The organism is Halobacillus andaensis, from assembly GCF_014636475.1.
GTDB lineage: Bacteria > Bacillota > Bacilli > Bacillales > Halobacillaceae > Halobacillus_A > Halobacillus_A andaensis.
The window spans coordinates 481,672-505,019 of the sequence record NZ_BMEL01000003.1 but is presented as its reverse complement, the minus strand read 5'-3'; the positions used below and the strand labels follow the sequence as shown (position 1 = coordinate 505,019).

At 40.8% G+C, this 23,348-nt stretch carries 18 protein-coding genes and 2 pseudogenes; 16 read left to right on the top strand and 4 right to left on the bottom strand.

Annotation, left to right across the window (positions count from 1 at the left end):
• Window positions 1–33 precede the first annotated feature (33 nt).
• Window positions 34–402 carry a nuclear transport factor 2 family protein gene (locus IEV27_RS13745; protein ID WP_188378063.1) on the top strand — a complete coding sequence of 123 codons (369 nt, stop codon included), beginning with the start codon at window positions 34–36 and terminating at the stop codon, window positions 400–402.
• A 192-nt stretch (window positions 403–594) separates the two neighbouring features.
• Here IEV27_RS13745 and IEV27_RS13740 read toward each other — a convergent pair.
• A pseudogene (locus IEV27_RS13740) lies at window positions 595–735 on the bottom strand (AraC family transcriptional regulator); the annotation flags it as partial.
• 217 nt (window positions 736–952) lie between these two features.
• Between IEV27_RS13740 and IEV27_RS13735 the strand changes: the two are divergent.
• Both IEV27_RS13735 and mmuM read left to right on the top strand, forming a co-directional pair.
• Window positions 953–1,111 (top strand): hypothetical protein, encoded by a 159-nt coding sequence (locus IEV27_RS13735; protein WP_188378062.1) that lies wholly within the window; start codon window positions 953–955, stop codon window positions 1,109–1,111.
• 137 nt (window positions 1,112–1,248) lie between these two features.
• The gene (mmuM, locus tag IEV27_RS13730; RefSeq protein WP_188378061.1) at window positions 1,249–2,193 is read left to right on the top strand and encodes a homocysteine S-methyltransferase; all 945 of its coding nucleotides are present in this window, start codon (window positions 1,249–1,251) and stop codon (window positions 2,191–2,193) included.
• 13 nt (window positions 2,194–2,206) lie between these two features.
• Here mmuM and IEV27_RS13725 read toward each other — a convergent pair whose 3' ends face one another.
• The gene (locus IEV27_RS13725) at window positions 2,207–3,106 is read right to left on the bottom strand and encodes an alpha/beta hydrolase fold domain-containing protein (RefSeq protein ID WP_188378060.1); all 900 of its coding nucleotides are present in this window, start codon (window positions 3,104–3,106) and stop codon (window positions 2,207–2,209) included.
• A 128-nt stretch (window positions 3,107–3,234) separates the two neighbouring features.
• Between IEV27_RS13725 and IEV27_RS13720 the strand changes: the two genes are divergently transcribed.
• Together IEV27_RS13720 and IEV27_RS13715 are read left to right on the top strand one after the other, a co-directional pair.
• Window positions 3,235–3,759: a DinB family protein gene (locus tag IEV27_RS13720; protein WP_188378059.1), complete on the top strand. Its 525-nt coding sequence runs from the start codon at window positions 3,235–3,237 to the stop codon at window positions 3,757–3,759.
• Between the two features lie 320 nt (window positions 3,760–4,079).
• Complete coding sequence (locus IEV27_RS13715; RefSeq protein ID WP_229735333.1) at window positions 4,080–5,453, top strand: hypothetical protein; 1,374 nt, start codon at window positions 4,080–4,082, stop codon at window positions 5,451–5,453.
• A gap of 237 nt (window positions 5,454–5,690) precedes the next feature.
• Here IEV27_RS13715 and IEV27_RS13710 read toward each other — a convergent pair whose 3' ends face one another.
• Window positions 5,691–7,166: a S8 family serine peptidase gene (locus IEV27_RS13710; RefSeq protein WP_188378057.1), complete on the bottom strand. Its 1,476-nt coding sequence runs from the start codon at window positions 7,164–7,166 to the stop codon at window positions 5,691–5,693.
• Window positions 7,167–7,948: 782 nt separating this feature from the next.
• Between IEV27_RS13710 and IEV27_RS13705 the strand changes: the two genes are divergently transcribed.
• The 6 genes and pseudogenes from IEV27_RS13705 (at window position 7,949) to IEV27_RS13680 (ending at window position 14,906) form a co-directional block, all read left to right on the top strand.
• Window positions 7,949–9,493, top strand: coding sequence for a BCCT family transporter (locus IEV27_RS13705; protein WP_188378056.1), 1,545 nt, complete (start codon window positions 7,949–7,951; stop codon window positions 9,491–9,493).
• A 159-nt stretch (window positions 9,494–9,652) separates the two neighbouring features.
• Window positions 9,653–10,201 (top strand): DUF1697 domain-containing protein, encoded by a 549-nt coding sequence (locus IEV27_RS13700; protein ID WP_188378055.1) that lies wholly within the window; start codon window positions 9,653–9,655, stop codon window positions 10,199–10,201.
• Window positions 10,202–10,380: 179 nt separating this feature from the next.
• On the top strand, window positions 10,381–10,614 hold the full coding sequence (locus tag IEV27_RS13695; protein ID WP_188378054.1) for a hypothetical protein: 234 nt from the start codon (window positions 10,381–10,383) through the stop codon (window positions 10,612–10,614).
• A gap of 140 nt (window positions 10,615–10,754) precedes the next feature.
• Window positions 10,755–12,283: pseudogene (locus IEV27_RS13690) on the top strand (FAD-dependent oxidoreductase).
• Window positions 12,284–12,432: 149 nt separating this feature from the next.
• The gene (locus IEV27_RS13685; protein WP_188378053.1) at window positions 12,433–13,476 is read left to right on the top strand and encodes a HEAT repeat domain-containing protein; all 1,044 of its coding nucleotides are present in this window, start codon (window positions 12,433–12,435) and stop codon (window positions 13,474–13,476) included.
• 17 nt (window positions 13,477–13,493) lie between these two features.
• Window positions 13,494–14,906: a glycosyltransferase family 2 protein gene (locus IEV27_RS13680; RefSeq protein ID WP_188378267.1), complete on the top strand. Its 1,413-nt coding sequence runs from the start codon at window positions 13,494–13,496 to the stop codon at window positions 14,904–14,906.
• A gap of 41 nt (window positions 14,907–14,947) precedes the next feature.
• Here the strand turns inward: IEV27_RS13680 and IEV27_RS13675 are convergent, their stop codons facing one another.
• Window positions 14,948–17,089, bottom strand: a complete 2,142-nt coding sequence (locus IEV27_RS13675) for a hypothetical protein (RefSeq protein ID WP_188378052.1) — start codon at window positions 17,087–17,089, stop codon at window positions 14,948–14,950.
• A gap of 531 nt (window positions 17,090–17,620) precedes the next feature.
• On the opposite strand from IEV27_RS13675, the gene IEV27_RS13670 reads away from it, so the two are divergent.
• The 5 genes from IEV27_RS13670 (at window position 17,621) to IEV27_RS13650 (ending at window position 23,345) form a co-directional block, all read left to right on the top strand.
• Window positions 17,621–17,989 carry a glucose starvation-inducible protein B gene (locus IEV27_RS13670; RefSeq protein ID WP_188378051.1) on the top strand — a complete coding sequence of 123 codons (369 nt, stop codon included), beginning with the start codon at window positions 17,621–17,623 and terminating at the stop codon, window positions 17,987–17,989.
• 115 nt (window positions 17,990–18,104) lie between these two features.
• Window positions 18,105–18,284 (top strand): YjzC family protein, encoded by a 180-nt coding sequence (locus IEV27_RS13665; protein ID WP_188378050.1) that lies wholly within the window; start codon window positions 18,105–18,107, stop codon window positions 18,282–18,284.
• A 241-nt stretch (window positions 18,285–18,525) separates the two neighbouring features.
• Complete coding sequence (locus IEV27_RS13660; RefSeq protein WP_188378049.1) at window positions 18,526–21,546, top strand: GH32 C-terminal domain-containing protein; 3,021 nt, start codon at window positions 18,526–18,528, stop codon at window positions 21,544–21,546.
• A gap of 182 nt (window positions 21,547–21,728) precedes the next feature.
• Window positions 21,729–22,163, top strand: coding sequence for a DUF2512 family protein (locus tag IEV27_RS13655; RefSeq protein WP_188378048.1), 435 nt, complete (start codon window positions 21,729–21,731; stop codon window positions 22,161–22,163).
• A 123-nt stretch (window positions 22,164–22,286) separates the two neighbouring features.
• Entirely contained in the window at window positions 22,287–23,345 is a 1,059-nt protein-coding gene (locus IEV27_RS13650) for an NAD(P)H-dependent flavin oxidoreductase (RefSeq protein WP_188378047.1), read from the top strand.
• Window positions 23,346–23,348: the final 3 nt, after the last annotated feature.

The window sequence follows — 23,348 nt, the reverse complement described above, 5'->3', positions numbered from 1 at the left end:
TGTCATCATCACCAGGGAAATGAGGCGAAGCTGATGAATGTTGATCTTATAGAACAATTAAAAGAGCTGGAGGAAAGACATTTAAACCTTGAGGTGCGCCGTTCGTCTGAAGAACTTGATCAAATACTAGCGGATGACTTCTGGGAAATAGGAAGTTCAGGGTATAAAATTGATAAACAAGAATGCCTTGTAGGTGGAGTTGTTTTATCTGATATGACGCTGCATCAATATAAGATTCAGCCATTAGCATCTGATGTGGTCTTAGCTACGTATTTTGTAGAAGATAAAACAAGAAAAAGGAATACACTCCGCAGTTCGATTTGGAAGTTTATCGATGAGAGGTGGCAATTGTATTTCCATCAAGGTACGATCACTGAGCAGCAAGTCGATGATTTATGTTAAAGAGAATTCACTCGCATCGCTCCGTCAAAATACTTCGCTTTCCGTGGGCACGGCCTCAGCTTCCTCAGAAAGCAAAGAGCGCTTTCCTGCGGGATCTTCGGCTCGCGCTGTTCCCACAGGAGTCTTCGCATTTTGACTACGCTAATGATCTGCGATTATACGAATGTTCGTTTTTTGACATCCCTGCTTTACTTATGTCCCAGTCTCTTTCTTTATAGGAATCCATATTTCACTTTTGAAGACTGGAGAGGATAGGTCTTTATGCTCGTTCTACAAAATTTCCGGCCCTACGATTTGTTCAAAAATAGATGACGGAAACCATTCCGAATAAATGTATTTGATCGGTTTTTCAGCATTCTTTCTTTGGCTCATGGTTTTTGACTACTTTAAGGATGGGTCACTTACTTGGTTTGAAAACGCATTGCAGACTTTGTTCATTGTTTTAGTTTATATGTTCTTTCAATGGGGGTAGAAGAGCAAGGAATATAGAAAACTAGTTCATCGAAAGAACATCGCAGGTCGATTCCTTGAAAGAAGGCCCTCTACCTATATGAATCTTCTTTATGTTCTACTGATCGTAATGGATTCGTTCTGGTGTATTTTAATTGCTCGTTTGATTACGGTAAGCTATAAAGTGACGGACCATGAACTAAAACTGACACCTGGCAGAAATTATAACGGCTTGATTTTTGAGTTAAAGGACGGGTAGAAATACTTGGCTCGTCTAGATAGTTGTGGCAATCTCCTTCAAAGAATATAATCTCTAAATCTCAATAAATGTCTTTAGAACCTTTTGGTTGTATGAAGGTCATTTTTTACTAAACTTTTATGAAAAGAGGAAAAAATATGTCCATTTCAACACTTAATCCTATAAAATCTATTTTACAACAGTATCCTACTCTCATTCTCGACGGTGCATTAGCTACGGAAATTGAGTCTCATGGTTATGATTTGGACGATCCTCTTTGGTCAGCTCGTATTTTACTTGATGATCCAGAAGTGATACGTCAGGTGCATTATGATTATTTCAAGGCGGGCGCAGACTGTGCGATTACATCCAGCTACCAGGCAACAATTGATGGGTTTGCAAAACGTGGCATAGAAGAGAAGGAAGCGTTTGAGTTAATGAAAAAAACGGTGGAACTGGCAAGACAGGCAAGAGATGATTTCTGGAAGGGAGGGGAGAGTACGAACCGTCCGAAACCGCTGGTTGCTGGTTCCGTAGGACCGTACGGCGCTTATCTTGCCGATGGTGCTGAATATATAGGGAATTACGGAGTTTCGGATGATTATTTAGCTGAGTTTCATCGTCCAAGAATGCAAGCGTTAGTAGAAGCAGGAGCCGATGTGCTGGCTCTTGAGACGATTCCATCTTTTCAGGAATCGAAGGTACTAGCTTCGTTATTAAAAGAATTTCCAGATACCTATGCTTGGATTTCCTTTACGTTGAAAAATGGAGAAACGATAAGTGACGGAACTAATCTGCAGGATTGCGCGAAGGTATTAAGTGAATATGAACAAGTGGCCGCGATCGGTGTCAATTGTTCGCCTATCCCCGATGCTACCGAAGCCATTAGTGAGATCTGCAAAATGACCGACAAGCCGATCATTATCTATCCTAATTCAGGCGAAACTTATGATGCCGAGACGAACACGTGGCACGGGGAGGAATCCTGTACTCCATTTGATGTTCAATCTGATGTTTGGTATGAGGCGGGGGCACGGATTATTGGAGGGTGCTGCCGTACGTCGCCTCAACACATTGAGTCCATCGCTAAACGGTGGAGATAAACTCTTTCTTTTTTCATGAGGAGTGAATTTTACTTATGATTTGCTGTAATGCAGCCCTCGCCTCAGGAAAATTAAAGATCGGATAAACATGAATCATGTGTTGGGCTTCATGGTAATCGATTTCTTTTCCTTGCTCTTTTGCTTTCTTAACAAATTTTCTTGCGTCAGGTGCTAAAATATCATGGCTGCCCATAAAGATGGAGATCTCACCGAGCCCTGTTACATCTCCATTGATCGGGCTTAATAAATAAAGAGAGCGGTCTGCATCTCCAGCATACATTTTACCTGCTTCAATTACGCCCGTTCTAGTAAGGAACGGGTCATACTTCTCAATTGCTTCTACTTCTGGATTAGATAAGTGTAAATCCAGCCACGGAGAAATGAGAATGATTTTGCCTGGTTGAGGGGCTTGCTTTTCATGTAAAAGCTGAGCAAGTGCCAATGCCAGCCCTCCACCTGCAGAATCACCCATGAATACGAGATTTGAAGGGTCTTCAACTTTGTTTACCACCTGCTCGTATAACGCATAAACAAAGTCAAATGTTTGTTGATACGTATGCTCAGGTGCCAATGGATACAGGGGAATGGTGATGGTGCATCTTAATTTATCAGCCAGTCGACCTAAAAATTTCCAATGCTGCCTCGTGATCTTATGTACATAGCCTCCACCATGGGTATAAAAAATGTGCAGATCATTCTCTGGCTTCAAAGGTTTCATCTCATAATAATAGTGTCCATTCATTTCAACTTTCTTTATAGAGAAATTATCCCTGAGCTTTTGAGGGGGTTCATGATTTAATAAACGCCTTGTCGCAATGCCTTCTTTCAGCATTTCTCCAGATTTTCTCCAAAATATTTTTTTTCCTGCAAGTTTGAGTATGATCTTAAATTGTTTGCTGCGAATACTTTCCATTCTAATTCTCTCCTTCCCTATAAAGAGAGGCTATAATATGCTTACCATTACTATTTATATGTTACTCTTTATGTCTATAGGAATCCTATTTTAAACATTTTCTAAATAAAGTGAAAGGAGCAAGCCCGATGAATTTTTCTGTAAACGAAGCGGTTGAAGTACTCGAAAGAACTCCTCTTGTGTTAAATCAATACCTGTCGGGTTTATCAGCAGGTTGGCTGAAATGCAACGAAGGCGATGATACGTGGAATGCTGCGGAGGTAGTGGAACATCTTATTGAAGCTGAGAGAAACAACTGGATTCCCAGGCTGGAAGTTATGCTTCAAGAAGGTGAACAACACTCGTTTCCTCCTTTTGATCGGTTTGCTCATTTAAAGAGTTCAGCTGAAACTTCAATCGAACAAAAGTTAATAGAATTTAAGACGATTCGAACACAAAACTTAACTAGACTTAGAGAACTTGTGGATCCTGATGTACACCTTGACATGAAGGCATCACATCCTGATTTCGGAAAAGTGAACGTGAGAGAACTGCTTTCTACGTGGGTGGTTCATGATTTAACTCATATCACTCAAATCACACGCGTCATGGCCGAGAGGTATAGAAAAGATGTTGGTCCGTGGGAACAATACTTAGGTATTTTGAATAAATAAGCAGGAAGGTAAGGTTTCTTATATCAAACACAAGTTATTTCCCCGAAGATAATGATCACATATTTAAGATCTTTGATGAAGACATAGAATGCATAAAAGAACAGCAGGTTTCATTCAGGCTCAGTTTTCCTCGAGTAGGAGAGTTGAGCTATTTTGTTTAACCTCCATTATTTATGAATCTTTCAAGGGTCTTGAAAATTTTGGCGTTTATCGATAGCATGAGATAATCTGGTAAACTGTTAAATGAACCGTACATATAGTAGACGAACTAAAGCTGAAGTTTTACGATCTTCCGTTCGCCTATGGATAGGAGGATTATAGTGCGTGGTAAAAATGCTTTTAACCATTTATACATATTTTACTCGTTTATTTTTTTATTAAATGTCGTTCACGTGTTTTGGTCCCATCCTGTGCTTTATTCCATAATTGGCATGCTCGGGGTCGTTATGGTGCTCATTAATTTCCCAAGAGCCGATCGTGTTTTTAAGATTCTGGGCGTCATTCTTTTAGCAGCCGGGACGTTCTTCTTTTTCTCAAGTGAGGCTTCGGTAGGAGAAATACCTGCTTTCTTTGCTGGGAATATTGGGTTGCTTTTCCTTATATCCATGCTTCCGTGGATGAATAGTGTTGTGAAGGCAGGGAGATATAACAAATTATTGCAATCGTTACTTGGAGGTAACGTAAAAGGAATGGGTTCTTTTTACGTGAGAAGTGAAGTAACGATGGTATCTCTGGCTGCATTTTTAAACTTATCTTCAGCGACGATTTCCCAGGAGCTGTTAAAACATCAATTAGAAAAAGTGAAAACCAAAGTGAAGAATAGCTTTATTGCTATGTCTACTCTTAGAGGCTACTCTCTGGCCTTGCTGTGGAGTCCGTTAGAAATTTTATTAGCCACTTCTATATTTATTACAGGAGCTAATTATTTGGTCGTCTTACCTTGGATGATTATGATTGCGCTGCTAGGTTTTGCTTTAGATGCAAGCATCGGAAAAATTCTTTTTCGTAAGCATCAAGTAGAGGGGCATACAGGTGCGAAAAAGGATTTGGGTAAAAACAAGAAGAAATTGACGCAGTTTATTTCGGCGCTGGTTATGTTTTTAGTAGTCGTTGTTTTCTTGGCCAACGTGGTCCAGTTCGACTTCTTATTTGCTGTAACAATTGCGATCTTCCCATTTGCCTTTATGTGGGCAGTTTTAATGAAGCGGAAGAGAAGCTTTATTCAAATTGGGTGGCCGACTTGGAAAAAGCATACGAATCATTTAAATAATTTTATCGTATTGTTATTAGCTTTGTCTTTTCTTACAGAAACGTTAAATGCGTCTCCTTATCTAGAATACTTACAGGATCCCATTGTTGCATTGGAGGGGAGTCCTCTATTCATCATGCTCTTTATTCAGGCAGCCTTTCTTGGGATGACTCTGCTGGGTGTGCATCCGTTAGCAACCATGGGCATCTTTGGCGGTGTAAGTGAGCTGCTCATGGGAGCATTACCTGAAGTAACCTTAACTATATTGTTAGCGAGCTGTGCGATCGCTACCGTTCCTTCGGCTCCTTATGGACTGATTGTCACGATTACGTCCGTTGGCTTAAGAATGAATCCGTATGAAATCGTATTAAAAAACCTGCCGTACAGCTTACTGCTTGGCTTTTTGGGAGTGATGGTGTCTTTACTGACGCTGATGATTTATTAATTACGTCAAAGGCACAGTCTTTGGCTTTCTTCCTATAATGGTACCAGGTACCGAAAAGCTGTAAAAGAGCGAAGCGCCAAGTGTGAATTTCGGTACCTGGTACCCGGTGCGGAGTGTTTTGACGGAGCGATGGTAAAATCCTTACTTGACTCATAAATAATCCGAACTGATTTCAATGAAATCGTTCGGATTATATTATGAGTTATTCCGTTTTGTCTAAGCCTCTTTGATCATTCATTATCTTGTAAGTGCATTATAAGCATTTACAATTCCATGTCCGTAGTATTCATCGTAGCCAGTCTTACCTGTATCAACAGCTGTTTGCTGAAGATGGGTCTGCACCTGACGTGGATTTGGCTTACTGCCTGTTTCTTCATACTGCTGTGCAATGTATGCAGCTGCAGCGCCCGAAACTTGAGGAGCAGCCATGGATGTGCCGCCTTTCCATCCATATCCCTGACCAAATAGAGCTTTCGCTTCAGGACCGCGTCCTGCAGTAAAGTCCATATACGTTGGTACCGTACTTAAGACTAGATATTTACTTGCGGATTCTCCGTCTTCAGGACCGAGGTCTCCGCCCGGAGCACCAAGATTAATGGCTCCGTTTCCGTAATTTGAATAAAAAGCAAGGCGATCTTCAGTACCAAATCCGCCGCCTGTTGCTGAAACTGTAACGACACCAGGTATTTGAGCCGGTACAAAGACTACCGCTCCTTTAGCTTCCCAACCGTCTGTACGACTAGAATTTTGCCAGTCACCGACCTTGGAAGGATTACTAATATCTTGTGCAGAGTTACCCGCAGAAGAAACGACCGTTACTCCTTTATCAATAGCATAGCGGATCGCTCGGTTATACGCGACAATATCAGCTGCTGAATTCCCGCCACTAATACGTTCGCCTGTAGCGGGATCCGTATAAAACCATTGACCTCGAAGACGAGTACCGCCAAGACTCATGTTAATGACATCGGCTCCGTCGTCAGCTGCCGCTATTATAGCATCCGTAATCCATATTTGAGAGGCACCGCCTGATGCTCCAAAAACGCGATAGGATCTCAATGTAACGCCAGGTGCTACACCTTTCATTCGTCCTTCTGCGCCTATCGTTCCAGCTACGTGTGTCCCGTGGCTGTTGTAATCCCATGAATTAGTGGTGTCAGGAACGAAGGTACGCGAACCTTCTTCATCAACATGACCTGCCAGGTCAGGGTGATTGAAATCAAAACCAGAATCGATAACCGCTACCACTACATCTTCACGGGCTTCACGATCCAAGTCATGGCTAGCGCCATCATTTGTTACTTGTTCAATGTCCCATTGCCAGCCGTCTTCCCAAATATTCTCAACAGGGTTTGCTTCTAGACTTGTGGCAAATTCACGATCTACAATATCAAATTCAGGCAAATCAAGTTGTTCCTCAAGCGAAGGGCTTACGCTTTGTACGTCCTTATGTTTCATTAATGCATTCATAAACTTACCGGGTGTATCAGAAGTAGCTTCAATAACTCCGGCCTTAGGTACTTGATATGTAACCTCGCCACCGGCGCTCTCAACAATATCCTCTGCATTTTTCGGTAAATTTTCGGAATTAAATACGACCATGAATAGGGGGCTTTCGTTCTCCGTAACTTCAGCTGCACTGTTTGTCATGTTCAAGTTAAAACTGGAAATAAAAAGAAGCGCCATCAAACCATACAAAAATATTTTCTTCATTCCCTAGCCTCTTTTCCTTATTTTATTAATAAACTAAATAATCCTCCTCTCTACCTATTCGAAGTAAGTGATAACAATTTAATATTTCGTCCTTATTTGGAAAACACCTTCAAAAATGTGAAAATTATGAAAAAATAGAGCAAAAGATATATGGTGGAAGCCAAGGGATTATGTAGAAAGTATGGATATTTGAACGAGCATATGGGTAATTAAGTATGTTTATGTCCAAGTAACATAGAAGATCTGCAATTAGCTGGGCCAAAACGATATTTGTCATCTGAAAAACGAATAAATAACGATCATTCAAAAAATTAATACCATGTAGTGTAGTCAACTTACGAAGACTCCTGCGGGATTTGAGGCCGTGCCCGCGGAAAGCCAAGTATGTTGACGAAGCAGTAATTGCTAAATACAGAAAGGACCGATCAAATTCGAATGGTTCGGGGCTTTCTTGTTGTCTAGGAAACTATAAAATCCCAAGCTGTGGATATATATTTTAAAGAGCGACATCCAGCTCCTGCGCCTTTGTTCGATTACTATCGTTTTGTCCCAACCTCTATTCCTTTCATATATTTAGGACGATGAGGTTACGATCACCATTCTTTAAGTGGTGGGTAATAGAATTTTTTAAAAAACTTTTGATCTCAACTATCGAAAGGGTTTTGTTATTTAAATATAATAAAATCTTAAAAAACATGTTTACCTGAAGTTTTTTTCGGACATAGTCACCTGGATGGTATTTTAAATTAAATATAAATAAAAAACATAGGAGGAGGGCTTGGATGAATAAGAAGAATTTGATTGATTATAAAATTTTTGTTCCATCTATATTAATCATTATTGCGATTAGCATTCCATTCGCTTTATATGAATCACAATCATTAGAGCTCCTTAACTCCACCTTTGATTATATTGTCGAAGTGTTCAGTTGGGGATATCTATGGTATGGGTTAATTCTTGTAGCTGCCGGACTATTTCTATCTTTTTCTAAATATGGTCAGGTGGTATTGGGGGATCCGAAAGAAAAACCACGTTTTAATTTATTTGAATACGCGTCCATTCTTGTAGCGATGGGTGTAGGATCCACGATCATGCGGACTGGAATGCTTGAGTGGACCAATGTCGCGAATGACCCGCCAACTGGCGTAGAAGCTGGATCTGCTGAAGCTCTGTTGTGGGGCAATGCCTACAGTATGTTTTTGTGGGGCTTTCAGGTTTTTGCGATTTTCGTAATGATTGCTCCAGCAATGGGGTACATTTTACACGTACGGAAAAGACCATTAATGAGGATTTCGGAAGCCTCCCGTGTTATTTTTGGTGATAAATTCACCGATGGCATCGGCGGCAAATTTTTGGATATTATTTTTCTTATTAGTATATTAGCTGGTGCAGCTGTGACATTAGGGCTAGGGGCCCCGATCATTACGCACAATTTATCCGCTCTCTTTAATATTGAAGTGACTTTCACCCTGACGTTAATTGTTACGATTATCTGGGTATTCATGTTTTCGATCAGTGCCTACTTAGGTGTTGAGAAAGGGATTAAACGATTAAGTACCTTCAATATGTATTTGGCTGGTATCTTTGCGATTTTTATTTTACTCGCTGGTCCGGGCGTTTTTATTCTCGATTATTTTACGGAAAGCGTCTCTTTCTTACTAACGAATTACCTTGATATTTCCTTAAATACAGAAGCCGTGACACCGGCGGAAACGACACATATTCAAAGTAATACGGTGTTCTGGTTTGCTTATAGTGCAACATGGGCAATGCTTCACAGCGTGTTTGCCGCTAAAATTTCAAGAGGAAGAACAATTAAAGAAATGATTCTAACGTACTTTTTAGCTCCTACTTTAATTTCTTGGATCGCCACAGGAGTGCTGGGTGGTTTAGGTGTGCACCGCTATCTTATGGAAGATATGGCCATTTTAGATTTTGTGCAGAACCAGGAACCGATGGCTGCCATTCCTGAGATCTTATCAACTCTTCCACTTGGTGGAATGGCGATCGTTATCTTTATGGTCGTGGCGTTGATTTTCCTAACGACTACACTTGATTCTACGACGTATACGGTAGCCGCTTATACGAGTACACGAGATATGAGTAAGTTTGAACCACCGAAAACGTTGCGTATTATCATTGCAGCAATTATTACAGGACTGGCTCTTGTACTGATGCGGATTGGAGGGTTGGCCCCACTAGAGGTAATCTCTGGTCTGATGGGCATTCCTGTAATATTTATACAATTTCTTCTCATTTATGCCGCGAAGCGGATGATTGATGAAGATAAGGCGTGGAGATATAATGTTAGAAAAGAATCAGATTAATAAGTGAAACCACTCGCCAGCAGGAATGCTGGCGAGTGGTTTTATTTTGTGAAAGAAACTACTTCCACAAGGAGTAAATAGGGGAGCTGTCGAATACTTGGTGTAGACTTTATTATTATAATAAATACATGATAGAAACAATGGAAAGGGGAGAAGCTATTGATTTACGTTGCGTTGCTTCGTGGGATAAATGTAGGCGGAAAAAATAAAATCGATATGAAGCTGCTTAAACAAACTTTTGAACGAGTTGGGATGACCTCTGTCGTGACCTATATTAATTCAGGGAACATCGTTTTTACTGATCATCAGTTTTCAGAAAACGAATTGCCATTTATCTTGGAAAAGGCTATAGAGGAGGACTTCGGCTTAAGAATCAACGTAGTGATCCGCAGTTTTAATAACTTTAAAAAGGTGATCGCTTCTCTTCCAGAGTCATGGAAAAATGACAAACTAATGAAAAGTGATGTACTGTTTTTATGGGATGATATTGATGACGAGACGGTGTTGGAAGAGCTAGTCATTAAATCAGACATAGATACAGTTAAATATATTGACGGAGCTATTCTATGGTCCGTTGATAGAAACAATGTAACGAAGAGTGGAATGCAGAGACTTGTGGGTTCAAAGGTTTATAAACAAATGACCATTCGAAATGTAAATACGACTCGTAAAATTTATGAATTGATGCAAGCTGTCGAGAAGGAATGAGTATCGATAAATTACTAGTGAATTCTTTGAAGTTTTCAATAGAATGGTCCCCCTTATTTTGACCACCTTTGATTTTCTAGTCCATCTTTTTCAAATAATAGATAAAGCAAAACGTATTTTTCGTTCATCTGCCACATATCCTACTAGTAATAGAATAAAAAGTAGGGAGATGAAGAGGGATGGGGTTCACCTATGGGAAAATGGAGCTGTTCCATGATCTGCAAAAAGTCTTTGCGAAGCATAACGTTCAGTCAATTACCGTATACGAACCGGGTACACTGTTTTTTGTAGAAGCGGATGGATCATTGACCATAAGAGCAAAAGCTACGATCGCTGCGTTTGATACGAAGCCGGGGGATAAGCCTTCTTCAAAATTTAAACTAATTAATGGAGGAAACCAGAAAGAAACGTAATGGATTAGCTAGATTGATAGATTGCCCATGTGAAAATGGTTACGAGAGAAATAGAGTAAGAACATAAAAGCTGCTTCTTTAGGGACCTGCCTAAAAGGCAGCTTTTTATGTTGGCACAGGGAGGGTATAGGTCCATAACCATGGATAGAGGAGGATCATCTTTGAGACAAAAACCAGCATCGCTTTGGAGAGACCATAAACTAGAATCTTTCCCAGCGTTAACCGAGGATGTAGAAACCAATGTAATCGTCATAGGAACGGAGATACCGGCATTACGACGGCTTATTTTTTAGTGAAAGAAGGATATAACGTGGTGCTGCTGGAGGCAGGTAGGGTAATGGAAGGCACGACTGGCTATACAACGGCTAAAATTACTTCCCAACATGGATTAATCTATGACCAGCTCATTCGCACCATAGGAGAAGCTAAAGCGAGACATTACTATCAAGCCAATGAAGACGGTTTACAACTTATCGACGACATTAGGAAAACGAACGACATTGAGTGTGACTTTTCAAAACAAGATGCTTATGTCTATGGAGTCACTGAAGAAGCAAAGCGAGACATTTATAAAGAAGCTGAAGCTTATGAAAAAATTGGAATAAGAGGAGGACTTACGCAAGAAGTGGAATTACCGTTTTCGGTAACTGCTGCGATTAAAATAAAAGACCAGGCTCAGTTCCACCCTGTGAAATACTTGGCGTCGATGCTTCGCTTTCTTAAAGAGAAGAATACGCCTATTTATGAAAATACAAGAGCCGTCGATATAGAAAAGGGATCTCGTCCTCGTGTTATAACGAGAGATGGTCATTTTGTAACATCTGATCACATTGTCATGGCCACTCATTTTCCGTTTAAAGATTTTGATGGATTGTATTTCTCACGACTGCATGTTGAACGATCCTATTCGATTGCGGCTCGCGCAGAGGGTGCGCTCCCTGATGGCATGTATGTAAATGTGGAGGAACCGAAAAGGTCGTTACGTCATTTTGTGAATGAATATGGGGAAAAGCTCTTGCTTGCAGGAGGAGAAGGACACCCCAGCGGTCAAAAGGAGAATACTGACAAATGCTATGAGAAGTTACATGACTATGCGAAAGAGTATTTTCATGGAAACGAGGTCACTCATCGTTGGTCCTCTCAAGATTTAACGACCTTAGATAACATTCCCTATATAGGACCGATCACGAAGAATAATCCGAACATTCACGTTGCCGCTGGATTCGCAAAATGGGGCATGACGAACGGTACGATCGCTGCAAAAGTAATCACTGATTTAATTCGTGGGAAGGCGAGTCCTTATGCTGACCTATTTTCTCCATCACGAAATCTAAGCTTCCAGCACGTCAAAAGCTTTACGAAGGAAAATGCAGACACAGCAAAAGAATACATTAAAGGAAGATTAGATAGGAGAAATAGGAAGCCGGAAGATCTTGCTCCAGGTGAAGGATCTGTGGTCCGTTTGAAAGGAAAAAGAGCGGGTGCCTATAAAGATGAAGCGGGAAAAATAAGTGTGGTCGATACGACATGTACACATATGGGATGCGAATTGAACTGGAATAATGGGGAAAGGTCATGGGATTGTCCCTGTCACGGTTCTAGATTTACTACCGGTGGGGAGGTTATTGAAGGACCCGCGACAAAGCCATTGAAAAAGTTATCGGATTAAAAAATTCAGGTAGTCTTTTGCCCGCTATTACAATAGCAGGCAAGAGGCTGTTTTTTCTTGCAATGTGTTCATTATAATCGACAAACGCAATTAGATAATTGATAATAAAAATATACTATTTGTTTTGTTATTTGAAAGCAGGTGGAGGAATGGTTGAAATTGTTATATGGGTGAGTGCTCTATTATTACTGACGCAGCTTGGGCTTCTTGGTTATTTATTACTATCAAAAGCCCGCCGTTTAAAAATGGAACGTACCATCCAACATCATTATAGTAAGGTGCTCCCAGAGTTTCTTGCTTATTTTCACGGTCAAAAGGAAGAGGCACCTGCCATGTCTATTCCTTTAACTAAGAAGCGGAAAATCATAGAGAGAGTGTTAGATAAGGCGGTCGACCAGGCAGATATGGAGCTGGATATGGATCGAATTCAACGAACAGCCCATCAACATCTTTCTGTAACCTATCACCGTCATTTAAAAAAGGGGAGCTGGTCACAGCGCGTAAATGCTCTTTATTATATTGAAGATTTTGCTATGTTGGACCTTAAAACGGAGGTTTGGAATCATCTTAATCGTTTGGAGCAGAACGATGAGGAATATCGTCAAGCTTTACGCGTATTGGCAGCATTTAACGATGAACGTATGATTCCTTACATTCTCGAACAACGAGATCTTTCTATTGGACTTGTTAAGCAGCTGCTTCGTCGAATGCATTTTGACCTTCATGAACAATTGATTGATATAATGACGGAGAATGAAGAAAGAGTTCCGTATCCTCTTCAAATGGCTTTAATTACATACTGTGGAGAAGTCGGTGACAGGAACCTTATTCCTTTTGTAGAAAGTTTACTTACACACGTTAATAGCGAAGTCCGTTTAAAGGCGATGAGAAGTTTAACGGAATACCGTTATATTTCGGATCCTGTGTTATTATTCAATTTTTTTCATTCTCCATACTGGGAAGAACGGATGTATGCAGCCAGGCTTACAGGGATATTAACGCTGTCTCAGTATAAAGAAGAGCTTATTACACTCGCAGGGGATGAGCAATGGTGGGTACGGTATGCGGCGTGTCATGCTGTAAAACGATTGCCTGATGGGGAGAAACTATTAAACTTTACGTCCCGTGAACACAAAGATTTATACGCTCGAGATATGGCTAAACGTACATTGACGCTGAAGGCAGGTGGGTGAATGTGATTTCAGATTGGATGACTATAGTAGTGAACGTGACGGCAGTCATTGTCATTGTATATATGGTTCTTGTCGCCCTGGTTTATATTTCCCTCTTTATGATCGCCAGTCCCAAGATTAGAAAAGAGAGAGAACTTAACCGTCAGGAGCTGATAGAGGATACGTCCGTAAACACCGATACCTTTCCTGTATCTGTGCTAGTACCTGCTTTCAATGAAGATATAGGAATTATTGATACGGCCAGGTCCATGCTTGGTTTAAATTACCCTCAACATGAAATTATCGTGATTGATGATGGATCGAAAGACACGACAAGTGAAAAAATGATCCAGGAATTTAATATGAAAGAAATCGATCTTGCTATCCGCCAATACTTTCCAACTCAGCGGGTTAAAAGAGCTTTTCAATCAGAAGACCATGCAAACCTATTCCTTGTACAAAAGGAAAATGGCGGGAAAGCTGATGCTTTAAATGCAGGAATTAACTTTTCCAATTATCCTTATTTCTCAGCGATTGATGGTGATTCCATCCTTGATAAAGATGCTTTGCTTAAAACGATGAAACCGATTATTGATTCAAATGGTGAAGTGACCGCAACGGGAGGTACGGTTCGAATCGCGAATGGCTCGACGATTAAGCGCAGTAAAGTTGAAAAAATTGCTCTTGCTAAGGAACCTGTGGTCATTATGCAAATCATTGAATACTTCCGCGCTTTTCTTATTGGGCGGCTCGGACTGAGCCGTATGAATATTCTTTTAATTATTTCTGGAGCTTTCGGGGTCTTTGAGAAAAAGCGGGTGATCAAAGCTGGGGGTTATGATGTCAGCACTGTAGGGGAGGATATGGAATTAATTGTACGTATTCATCGCTCGATTAAACATGAGAAATCGAATCAGCGGATTGAATACATTCAAGATCCGGTGTGCTGGACAGAAGCTCCTTCTACAATATCCTCCTTACGTTTGCAGCGAAAACGCTGGCAGCGAGGACTTGCCGAAACCTTGTGGATGCATAAACGGATGATGTTTAACCCCAAATATAAAGGAGTTGGGTTGTTTTCGATGCCGTATTACTTACTCATTGAACTGCTCAGCTCTATTTTTGAACTCGTCGGGTACGTCATTATTGTATTGGGGTTGGTTTTTTCTTTTGTTTCCCCAGAAGTTACGATCGTTATGACTGTTATGACGGTATTATACGGGTCTCTGTTATCTTCTTTAGCCGTTCTTTTAGAAGAATGGACGTACCACAAGTTCCCGGATTTAAAAAGTCTAGTTATTCTTTTTGCCTGGGCGTTAACAGAAACTTTTTGGTATCGTCCTATGGTCGTTTGGTGGAGGTGCGAAGGAATCATTCAAGTACTTCGTAATAAAAAAGCCGTATGGGGCAATATGAATCGAAAAGGTATTTCCAGTGAAGGAACCTCATAAAAAAACAAGGCTGCCTCGAGCATAAGCAGCCTTGTTTTTTGTTAATTAGATTGTGAAAATAACTCTTGAATGACTTCGTACGATTGTTTAAGCCTCTCTCTATGTTTTGGTAGGTCCCATGGTTCCCAGTTATATGAAGAGGGGGTAGAATTTGAAAACTCATCGATGACTCGACCGTTTTGTACCAGTAGAGGGTGGACGTCAATACCATCAATAGTCATGGAAGCTTCTATGCCATCCTCCCATAGGTCTCCAATGAATTCTTTCTGACTAGGATCTCTTGCATTTAACAGCATCCAAGGAATTCTAATTTCTAAAATGTTCGTTTCTTTCGAATAATAATAATCCGCTAATGAATCATAGTTTCTATAGCTCGGATCCCCAATGCCAAAGCGGAGTTTGCCTGTTTCATACGATTCAAAAGGAATGATTTCTTTCGTATCAGGGCGCATAATTTCTTTGTTAAGAGCTAAACGAATCGGATGGTAGGTTTCAGCTTTGTTTTCTACTTCTGCCTTAGTGGCCTCGATGCCATTTTTTGCGTAGCTATAGAAAAAAGGATCATAATCTCCCGCCACTTCGATCTTAGCTTGTTGATGGTCAGATAAAGTGAGACGATAATCTGCAGCATGCTTGGGAGAGGAAGGGATTGGAATGCCTTTTCCGCTTCTCAAGCTGAAATATACCTCGTAATCATGTTTATGCCAAAATGGCTCATCGAGCTTTGAAAAATGCGTTTTGAGGTAAAGGTATCGCTCATCATGGTCCATCATAACCTTACGCAAAAGCCCCTCATTTTTCTCGAAAAGAGTTTCGCCTTCCTCCCAATCGTCTTTCCCGTTAAGTTTTACCTTATGACGATCAAAGCTTAGTAATCCAAATTGCTGCTCATTGGTTTGAGCATTTGACCAAAAGGGACGACGATCAGGATTATCATAATCCATCGTATTCCAGGTGCGTTTAAACCACTCGTCCTGCCACGTAAAAATAAGACCTCCGAGCATTTCTTCTTGTAGAATATCTTCGTAAAGCCTTTTTACGATGTCTCCCTGCTCGGTTTCTGATATGAAACCTTGATTCCATCCAAAGGGGTTACGGTGAGTTAACCCTCTTGAAGCTGGAATACCAAACTCAGCAATTAATATCGGCATGTCATGAGATTCATTAAGATCATGCAGGTAGCCGGCATAGTTGTTTTTCTCACCTCGATGATCCTTAAATTCGATATATTTTTCTTCTAGGTTTAGAAAATCCGGATAGTATGGATAGACGTGGTAAGAAGCGAACATACCAATAAATTCAGCATCGTTACGTGTCTTAATATGGTTAGGATCAATAGTAGCCAAATCTTCCTGTTCAAGAGGTTCTGCAGGCTGCTCTAAATTATCTGTAGAAACCCAGTTAGTAAAGCTGAGGGGGCGCATACTGTTGTACATGTCCACCTCATAGGACATCAATACATCCAACTGTTGAGCCATCCAGTGTTCCATTGGATTTGCATTTTCGGTATAAGTATAGTCTCCCTCATACTCCTCTATATTTGGGTAATCTTTATCCATTTTATCTACTAAATACGGGTACCATTCAATGCCGATTACCCATCCAATTACATATGGCGAAACATCGTGCTTATATGTACCTGAGGCATGGCCTCTTTCTTCGGGAATGTTGGCTTCTCCATGAATGACGTCGACGATTTTCTTCATTTCTTGTTGAAACGTCTGAGTGATATCTGTATCAAACGCATCTCTTTTTTCTTCTAAAGGCTCTTCGTCTATCCATACTCCGTGGAGAAGATAGATTGGTTCTTCTGCTTTCTTATTGTATTCGGCAAGCGCCTTATAAAACTCAGGAGGATGAAGCGTGTAAATACGAATCGCATTTGCATTCATTTCCCCAATTTGTTTCAACCAGCGTTCATATTCTTCAAGTTGGATGCCGGCCTCACCTGGGAAGGTACCGGGTTTAGCCATTCCCATATTTACGCCTTTAATCGTAATCGATTTCCACTCTCCGTCCTGGTAAACTTCCATTTGATTGTCCTGGATACGGGATGGATAGGAAAGGTTATTCGCATTTGCCTGCTCCACGGTCGTTCCCTCCTTTTTTAAAAACCACCAGATCGCAAATAATGTGATTGAAATCAATAATGATATAAATAAGAATTTTTTGATTTTCCGCATGGCCTGCCCCTCTTTTAAAGGAAAAAATTTCTTGTTGATCTGTTTATTATAATGTTCTCTTTACTTAAAAGGAAGCATAATTACCTAAGCCTTTTGTTGTGGATGTGTACTTTTACCCAATCATTGCTGTTCTAGACGGTTTTTGTAGCAATGCGATATACTTATTTAGTTTAGCAATGTTAAGAGGGGAGAAAGAAAGTTTTGATATGTCAGGGTCGAAGGGTATTTTGAATAATACATTCTCACTATAAATAAGTCTTTAGTAATGCCAATATATAAATATAGTAAGTGTTCATTATACGGAAAGGCAAAACAGACCTCAAATCGGCTGATAAACCTAAAATACTATTAAGTGAAAGACATAAGAACTTTAAGCTATATGCAGTAAAAAAGTAACGAACTATTTTAAGAGATTATTAATTATATTTATATAATATTACAAATGTTCTATTTCCTAAAAAAAGGGTTTAGAAGTGGTGAAAAAAGAGAACGTATGAAAGTGTAATCTAAATTAAAGGAGGATATTTTGAAATGGCTAAGAACAATCAAGGGAAGATGAGCAGAGAAGAAGCAGGTCGCAAAGGCGGAGAAAAAACAAGTAATAAATACAGCCAAGAGCATTTTGAGGACATCGGCCAAAAAGGCGGCGAAACAACCAGTCAAGAATATAGTCAAGAACACTTTGAAAACATAGGCCAAAAGGGCGGAGAAACGACAAGCCAGGAATATAGTCAAAAACACTTTGAGGACATTGGCCAAAAGGGTGGAGAGAAGACAAGCCAAGAATACGACCAAAAACACTTTGAAAATATCGGCCAAAAAGGTGGAGAAACCACTAGTGAAAAATACGGAGAAAAACATTATGAGAAGATCGGAAAAAAAGGCGGCCGTAACTCATAGTAAAGGTTTAAAACCATAACCAATCATTACGACCTCAACACTTTTTAAAAATGTAAGAAATTGATTACTGGCATAAACAATTTCTTAGACCAAATTATAACGGAGGGATTTAATCATGGCAAACAAACAATACAAAACTGGGGAAAAAGCACCAGAGAGCGGTAAATATAAAGTTGATCAACTCGTAAATGGTAAAAAGAGTGAAGACCACGCAGAAATCAACCTAAACGAAGGAGACCAATTTCCGCCTTCCACAACTGAAAGTGAAGCGGCTTATTGGGTAAAATCCTCATAATGTAAAATATCCCCTTTTGATCGTAAATCAAAAGGGGATATTTATGTTATTCCACAGGTGTAGTTCGTATTTACCGATTTATGAGATTTGAATTTGTTTTATTCTGAATAGATTGACAACGGGTGTTTTATATTATAACCTAATTTGTAATCGTTTACATATACAAACGACTTTTTTTATATCGTTTACGTAATCGTTTACGTAAACGATTACTTTAAATGTAAAAAAGGAGGAGAGTTTTATGAATTGGAAAAATTTCAGTAAGGTGTCTTCATTTCTTGTCGTTCTGACAGGGATGACTTTAAGTCCAAACGTTGTTTCGGCGGAAAATGAAGTAGAAGCTGAAATCTCATCATGGTCCTTTGAAGAAGGTGAAGGGGCTGCCACATTGGATGAAGCCTCAGGAATAGAGGATAAAATTGAATACGTTTTTAATGAAGCGGAAGACAAAGATGACAGTAATCCCATGTGGAGAGAGGGCATTAAAAATAATGCTCTGTTATTTGACGGCTATTCTACTTGGATCGAGCGTCCTGCGGATGAATGGGGGGAACTTGGTTCTTCTTTTACAGTGGAAGGATGGGTTGCCCCGAGAAGCTATGAGTGGGGTGGAGATGACAAGGTTTCAGCTATCTTGAGTCAGCTTAATGCAGGTGAAGGCAAGGGTTTTGTATTTGGAATGGGTCGACATGGCAGCCTGGAAATGAAAGCTGCATTTGAGGGAGAAGAAGTACGAGCAACAACAGAATCTTCCCTTGAGAAGCATGAATGGAGTCACGTGGCTGGAGTGATTAGTGATGAACGAGGTGTAATAGAAGTTTACATTAATGGGGAAAAAGAAGCGGAAGCCAGTATACCTGAGGGTAAAACTTTTACCCAGGCAGATCAGCCATTATTGCTTGGAAAACACAGTGATCCTTCCATCGTTAACGGTACGTTTGATGCTAATATGTTTGCGGGGTTGATGGATGAAGTCCAAGTGGAACGAGGGGAGCTCACTCCTGAGGATATTAAAGCATTTTATCAAGATGTCATGGCTTCCTTGCCTTCTGAAGGCTTGCCAGCAGCAGATACGGATTACGATCGCAGCCGCTACGATGGTGATCGTCATCGAGCACAATACCATATGACAGCTCCAGAACACTGGATGAACGAACCACACTCTCCGATTTACTTTGAAGGAAAATATCATTTATTTTACCAACACAATCCTCAAGGACCCTACTGGCGCCAGATTCACTGGGGACATGTCGTAAGTGATGACCTAATGCATTGGGATGATGCCCTAGTTGCTTTAGCACCAGAGAAAGATTCTGTAGCCCCGGATGGTGTATGGTCCGGCGATTCTACCTATGATGAAAACGGAGAACCGGTCCTGTTATTTACAGCAGGAGATGACAGCCGCCATCCTAACCAAAGTGTAGGATTAGCTAGAAGTACCTTTAGCGAAGACGGCGATCCTCTGCTTCCAAACTGGGAAATGGAAGATGAACTTGTTACGGTTCAAGAAGAAGATCTAGAAGTTGAAGAAGGGGAAGTCATGTTTGGTCAGTTCCGTGATCCATTCGTCTGGGAAGAGGACGGTACCTGGTACCAGCTTGTCAGCTCAGGGATAAAAGATGGAGACCAAAACATTGGCGGGACAGCTTTACTCTATTCCTCGGAAAACCTGACAGACTGGGACTATGAAGGACCTTTCTTTACAGGTGACAAAGAAGCATTTCCGGCGACAGGTGACGTATGGGAGCTCCCTGTATTCCTTCCGTTAAAGGATGAGAACGGAGATGATACCGGAAAGTACGCATTCTTTATTAATCCTTGGTTTGAAGAGTACAGTCCACATGATGTGAAATATGTATGGCATTGGATTGGTGAATGGGATAAAGAAAACAACAAATTTGTTCCTGATCATGATGAGCCTCGTTTGTTTGATTATGGAGAGCATCTAACGGGACCGAGCGGTTTTGTCGATGATAAAGATCGCTCCGTACTATTCAGTATTACTCAAGACAGACGTTCTGAACAAGATCATTATGATGCAGGGTGGGCTCATAACGCTGGATTGCCACTTGAATTAACCCTTCAAGAAAATGGCATGCTGGGTATTCAGCCAATTAAGGAAACGGAGAATGTACGTGGTGAAAAACTCATCTCTGAATCAGACACGACAGTTAAAAAGTTGAATCGCCAATTGGAAAAAGTAAATGGTGATACACTTGAAGTGAATTTGACGGTTGACCCGAAAGATGCCGAACAATTTGGTTTGCATTTCAGAGAGTCTACCGATTCGAAAGAAGTAACTTCACTGTTTTATAACGTCAATGAGCAGCAACTAAAAATAGATCGTAACCATTCCAGTTTAGATCCGGATGCTGAGAAAGGGATACACGGAGGAGATGTAGAGTTGAAGGACGGTCTGCTTCATCTGCAGCTGTTTTTAGACCGCTCCATGGTTGAAGCATACGCCAATGACACACATAGCATTACTTCCCGTGTATATCCAACTCTCGGTGATGCAGACGGCATCAGTATGACCGAAGAGGGAGGCAAGGTCTCTATTGAGTCCTTTGAATTGTGGAATATGGGATCCGCATACGGAGAGTTGGTTGAAGCAGACGAACCAGAAAACTCAGATGAGAAGGACAATACGCCTGTCAAAACACTCCCGAACCATGATTTCCAAACGGGTGATCTCTCGGGGTGGATCGTTGAAGAAGGAGAAGCATTTTCGGATGATCATGTAAGAACCGATGAAGATTGGGGATGGGGAGGACCATTTAATCAAGCGGTAAATGCGCATGATCCTGAAGGCTTCCACTATTGGGGCTTTCATGCAGAACACGGCGGTGATGGAGCTGTCGGCGTCATGCGCAGTGAAGACTTTATTCTGGGCGGAGATGGAACCATTGATTTCCTTGTCGGTGGTGGAAACGATGAAGAAAATCTATCTGTGGCTTTAATTAGAAAAAATGACAACCATGAACTTGCGAGGACAACGGGAGGCAATAATGAAGCGTATCGCAGAGTAGAATGGAACATGGAAGAGCATGTCGGCGAAGAATTGTTCCTGCGCGTGACCGACAATGCCACAGGAGGCTTTGGCCACATTAACCTTGATAACGTAAATGTACCTGTTGATTTAGATACAGAATTTGAAGAAGAAGACTTAAGTATAAAACCAGAATCTTCGTCTCACGCGAAAGGGAAAGCAATAGGACACGAGAAAAACCCTAATGATCATCGAGCTAAAGGGAAGGAGTAATTAATAGATGAGATCTGGATGCAGTAGGAAACCCTTCTGCATTCAGGTCTCTTTTTAATTCTTAAGTAGGTGTGCCCGTAATAATCCTCTATAAACCAAATAAGAAAAGTGTAAAGTTAACTAAAACAGGAATAGAGCATCTCTATTTACAAATGATAGGAGGAACAAGGAGTTGATTTTAGTTGAAGCATGCTCAATACTTCGCTGCTAAATTTATTGGATGCCTGGCTCTACTGTTTCTTTTTTTAGGAATAGGGTATGGATTGTCGTTTGGTAACGTCTTCTTAGTTGCATTGGTACTCAGCGCAGTCTCTTATTTTATTGGAGATATGATGATCTTGCGGAAGACGAATAACTTGATGGCTACTCTTTCTGATTTTGTTCTAGCTTTTGTCGTTATTTATTTTATGGTTGATGCGTTGACGGTAGGTGGTGAATTGTTTACAGCTGCTTTGCTTTCGGCGGTAGCCGTAGCGGTGTTTGAATATATTTTCCATAAATATGTGGCGACTAGCGGGATTTACGAAGCTGAAGATAAGACAGAGAGAAAATTAAATCTAAGCACGGAAGCATCTGAAGAATTGTTTCCTTATGATAAGAAAGAAAAAGATAGATAATAAAGGGGATATCCTCCTGGAGTTGGGAGGATTCTTTTTTTTTGGAGGGGTTCCATTGTATTCCAATTCTATTTCCTTTGATAGTATAAAAGTATAGAAAGATAAGGGAAGGGAGTAGTGGGAATGGGGAAAAACAATGAAGTGACCGCGCAGTTGAAAATTGACTATCCCATTATTCAAGCAGGTATGGCAGGAGGGATTACCACACCTGAGTTAGTAGCTGCCGTATCCAATGCAGGCGGGCTTGGAACATTGGGCGCGGGCTATATGAACATTGAGGATTTGAAGCGCAGTCTTCAAGATATTAAACAGCAGACGACCTGTTCTTTTGGTGTAAATATTTTTATCCCAGAGTACCCAGACATCGTCGAAGAAGAGATTGAAAAAGCCAATCATTTACTGGAACCAATTCGTAAGGACCTTCACCTGGATGGAAAACCTCAGCCGGAGCTTTCTCGCTCTCTTTTCGATCATCAATTGGAAGTTGTACTTAAACATCAGGTACCAGTATGCAGCTTTACGTTTGGAGTTCCTTCAAAGGAAGTCATTCGTGATTTAAAGAAAGAAGGCATCATCGTAGTCGGCACGGCTACTACAGTCGAAGAAGCTCTAATAAATGAGGAACGAGGAATGGATATGGTCGTTGCTCAAGGAAGTGAAGCAGGTGGACATAGAGGGACATTCTTAAATACGTATGATTCAGCCATGATTGGAACGATGTCTTTAATTCCTCAAGTTGTTGATCACCTCCGGATTCCAACCATTGCTGCTGGAGGTATTATGGATAGCAGAGGGTTTAAAGCAGCATTTGCTTTAGGTGCGCAAGGTGTTCAGCTTGGTACAGCATTTGTCACTTGTGCTGAGAGCGGTGCCAAGCCCCAGCATAAAGAAGCGATCTTGAAGACCCCTGAGCACGATACCATTATTACAAGAGCATTTAGTGGAAAGCCGGCACGCGGAATTGCGAATCAATTTACAAATGAAATGAGATCACATGAAGAGGATCTGCCTGGTTATCCTCTGCAAAACAGCTTAACGAAAGACATACGGAAAGAAGCGGCTAAACAAAACAAGCCGCAGTACATGTCGCTTTGGTCTGGGCAAAGTCCTCGGTTGAGTCAGAGTATATCAGCCGGCGAGCTGATAGAAAAAATTGTGGAACAAGCAAGCCTTGAGGGATAAACT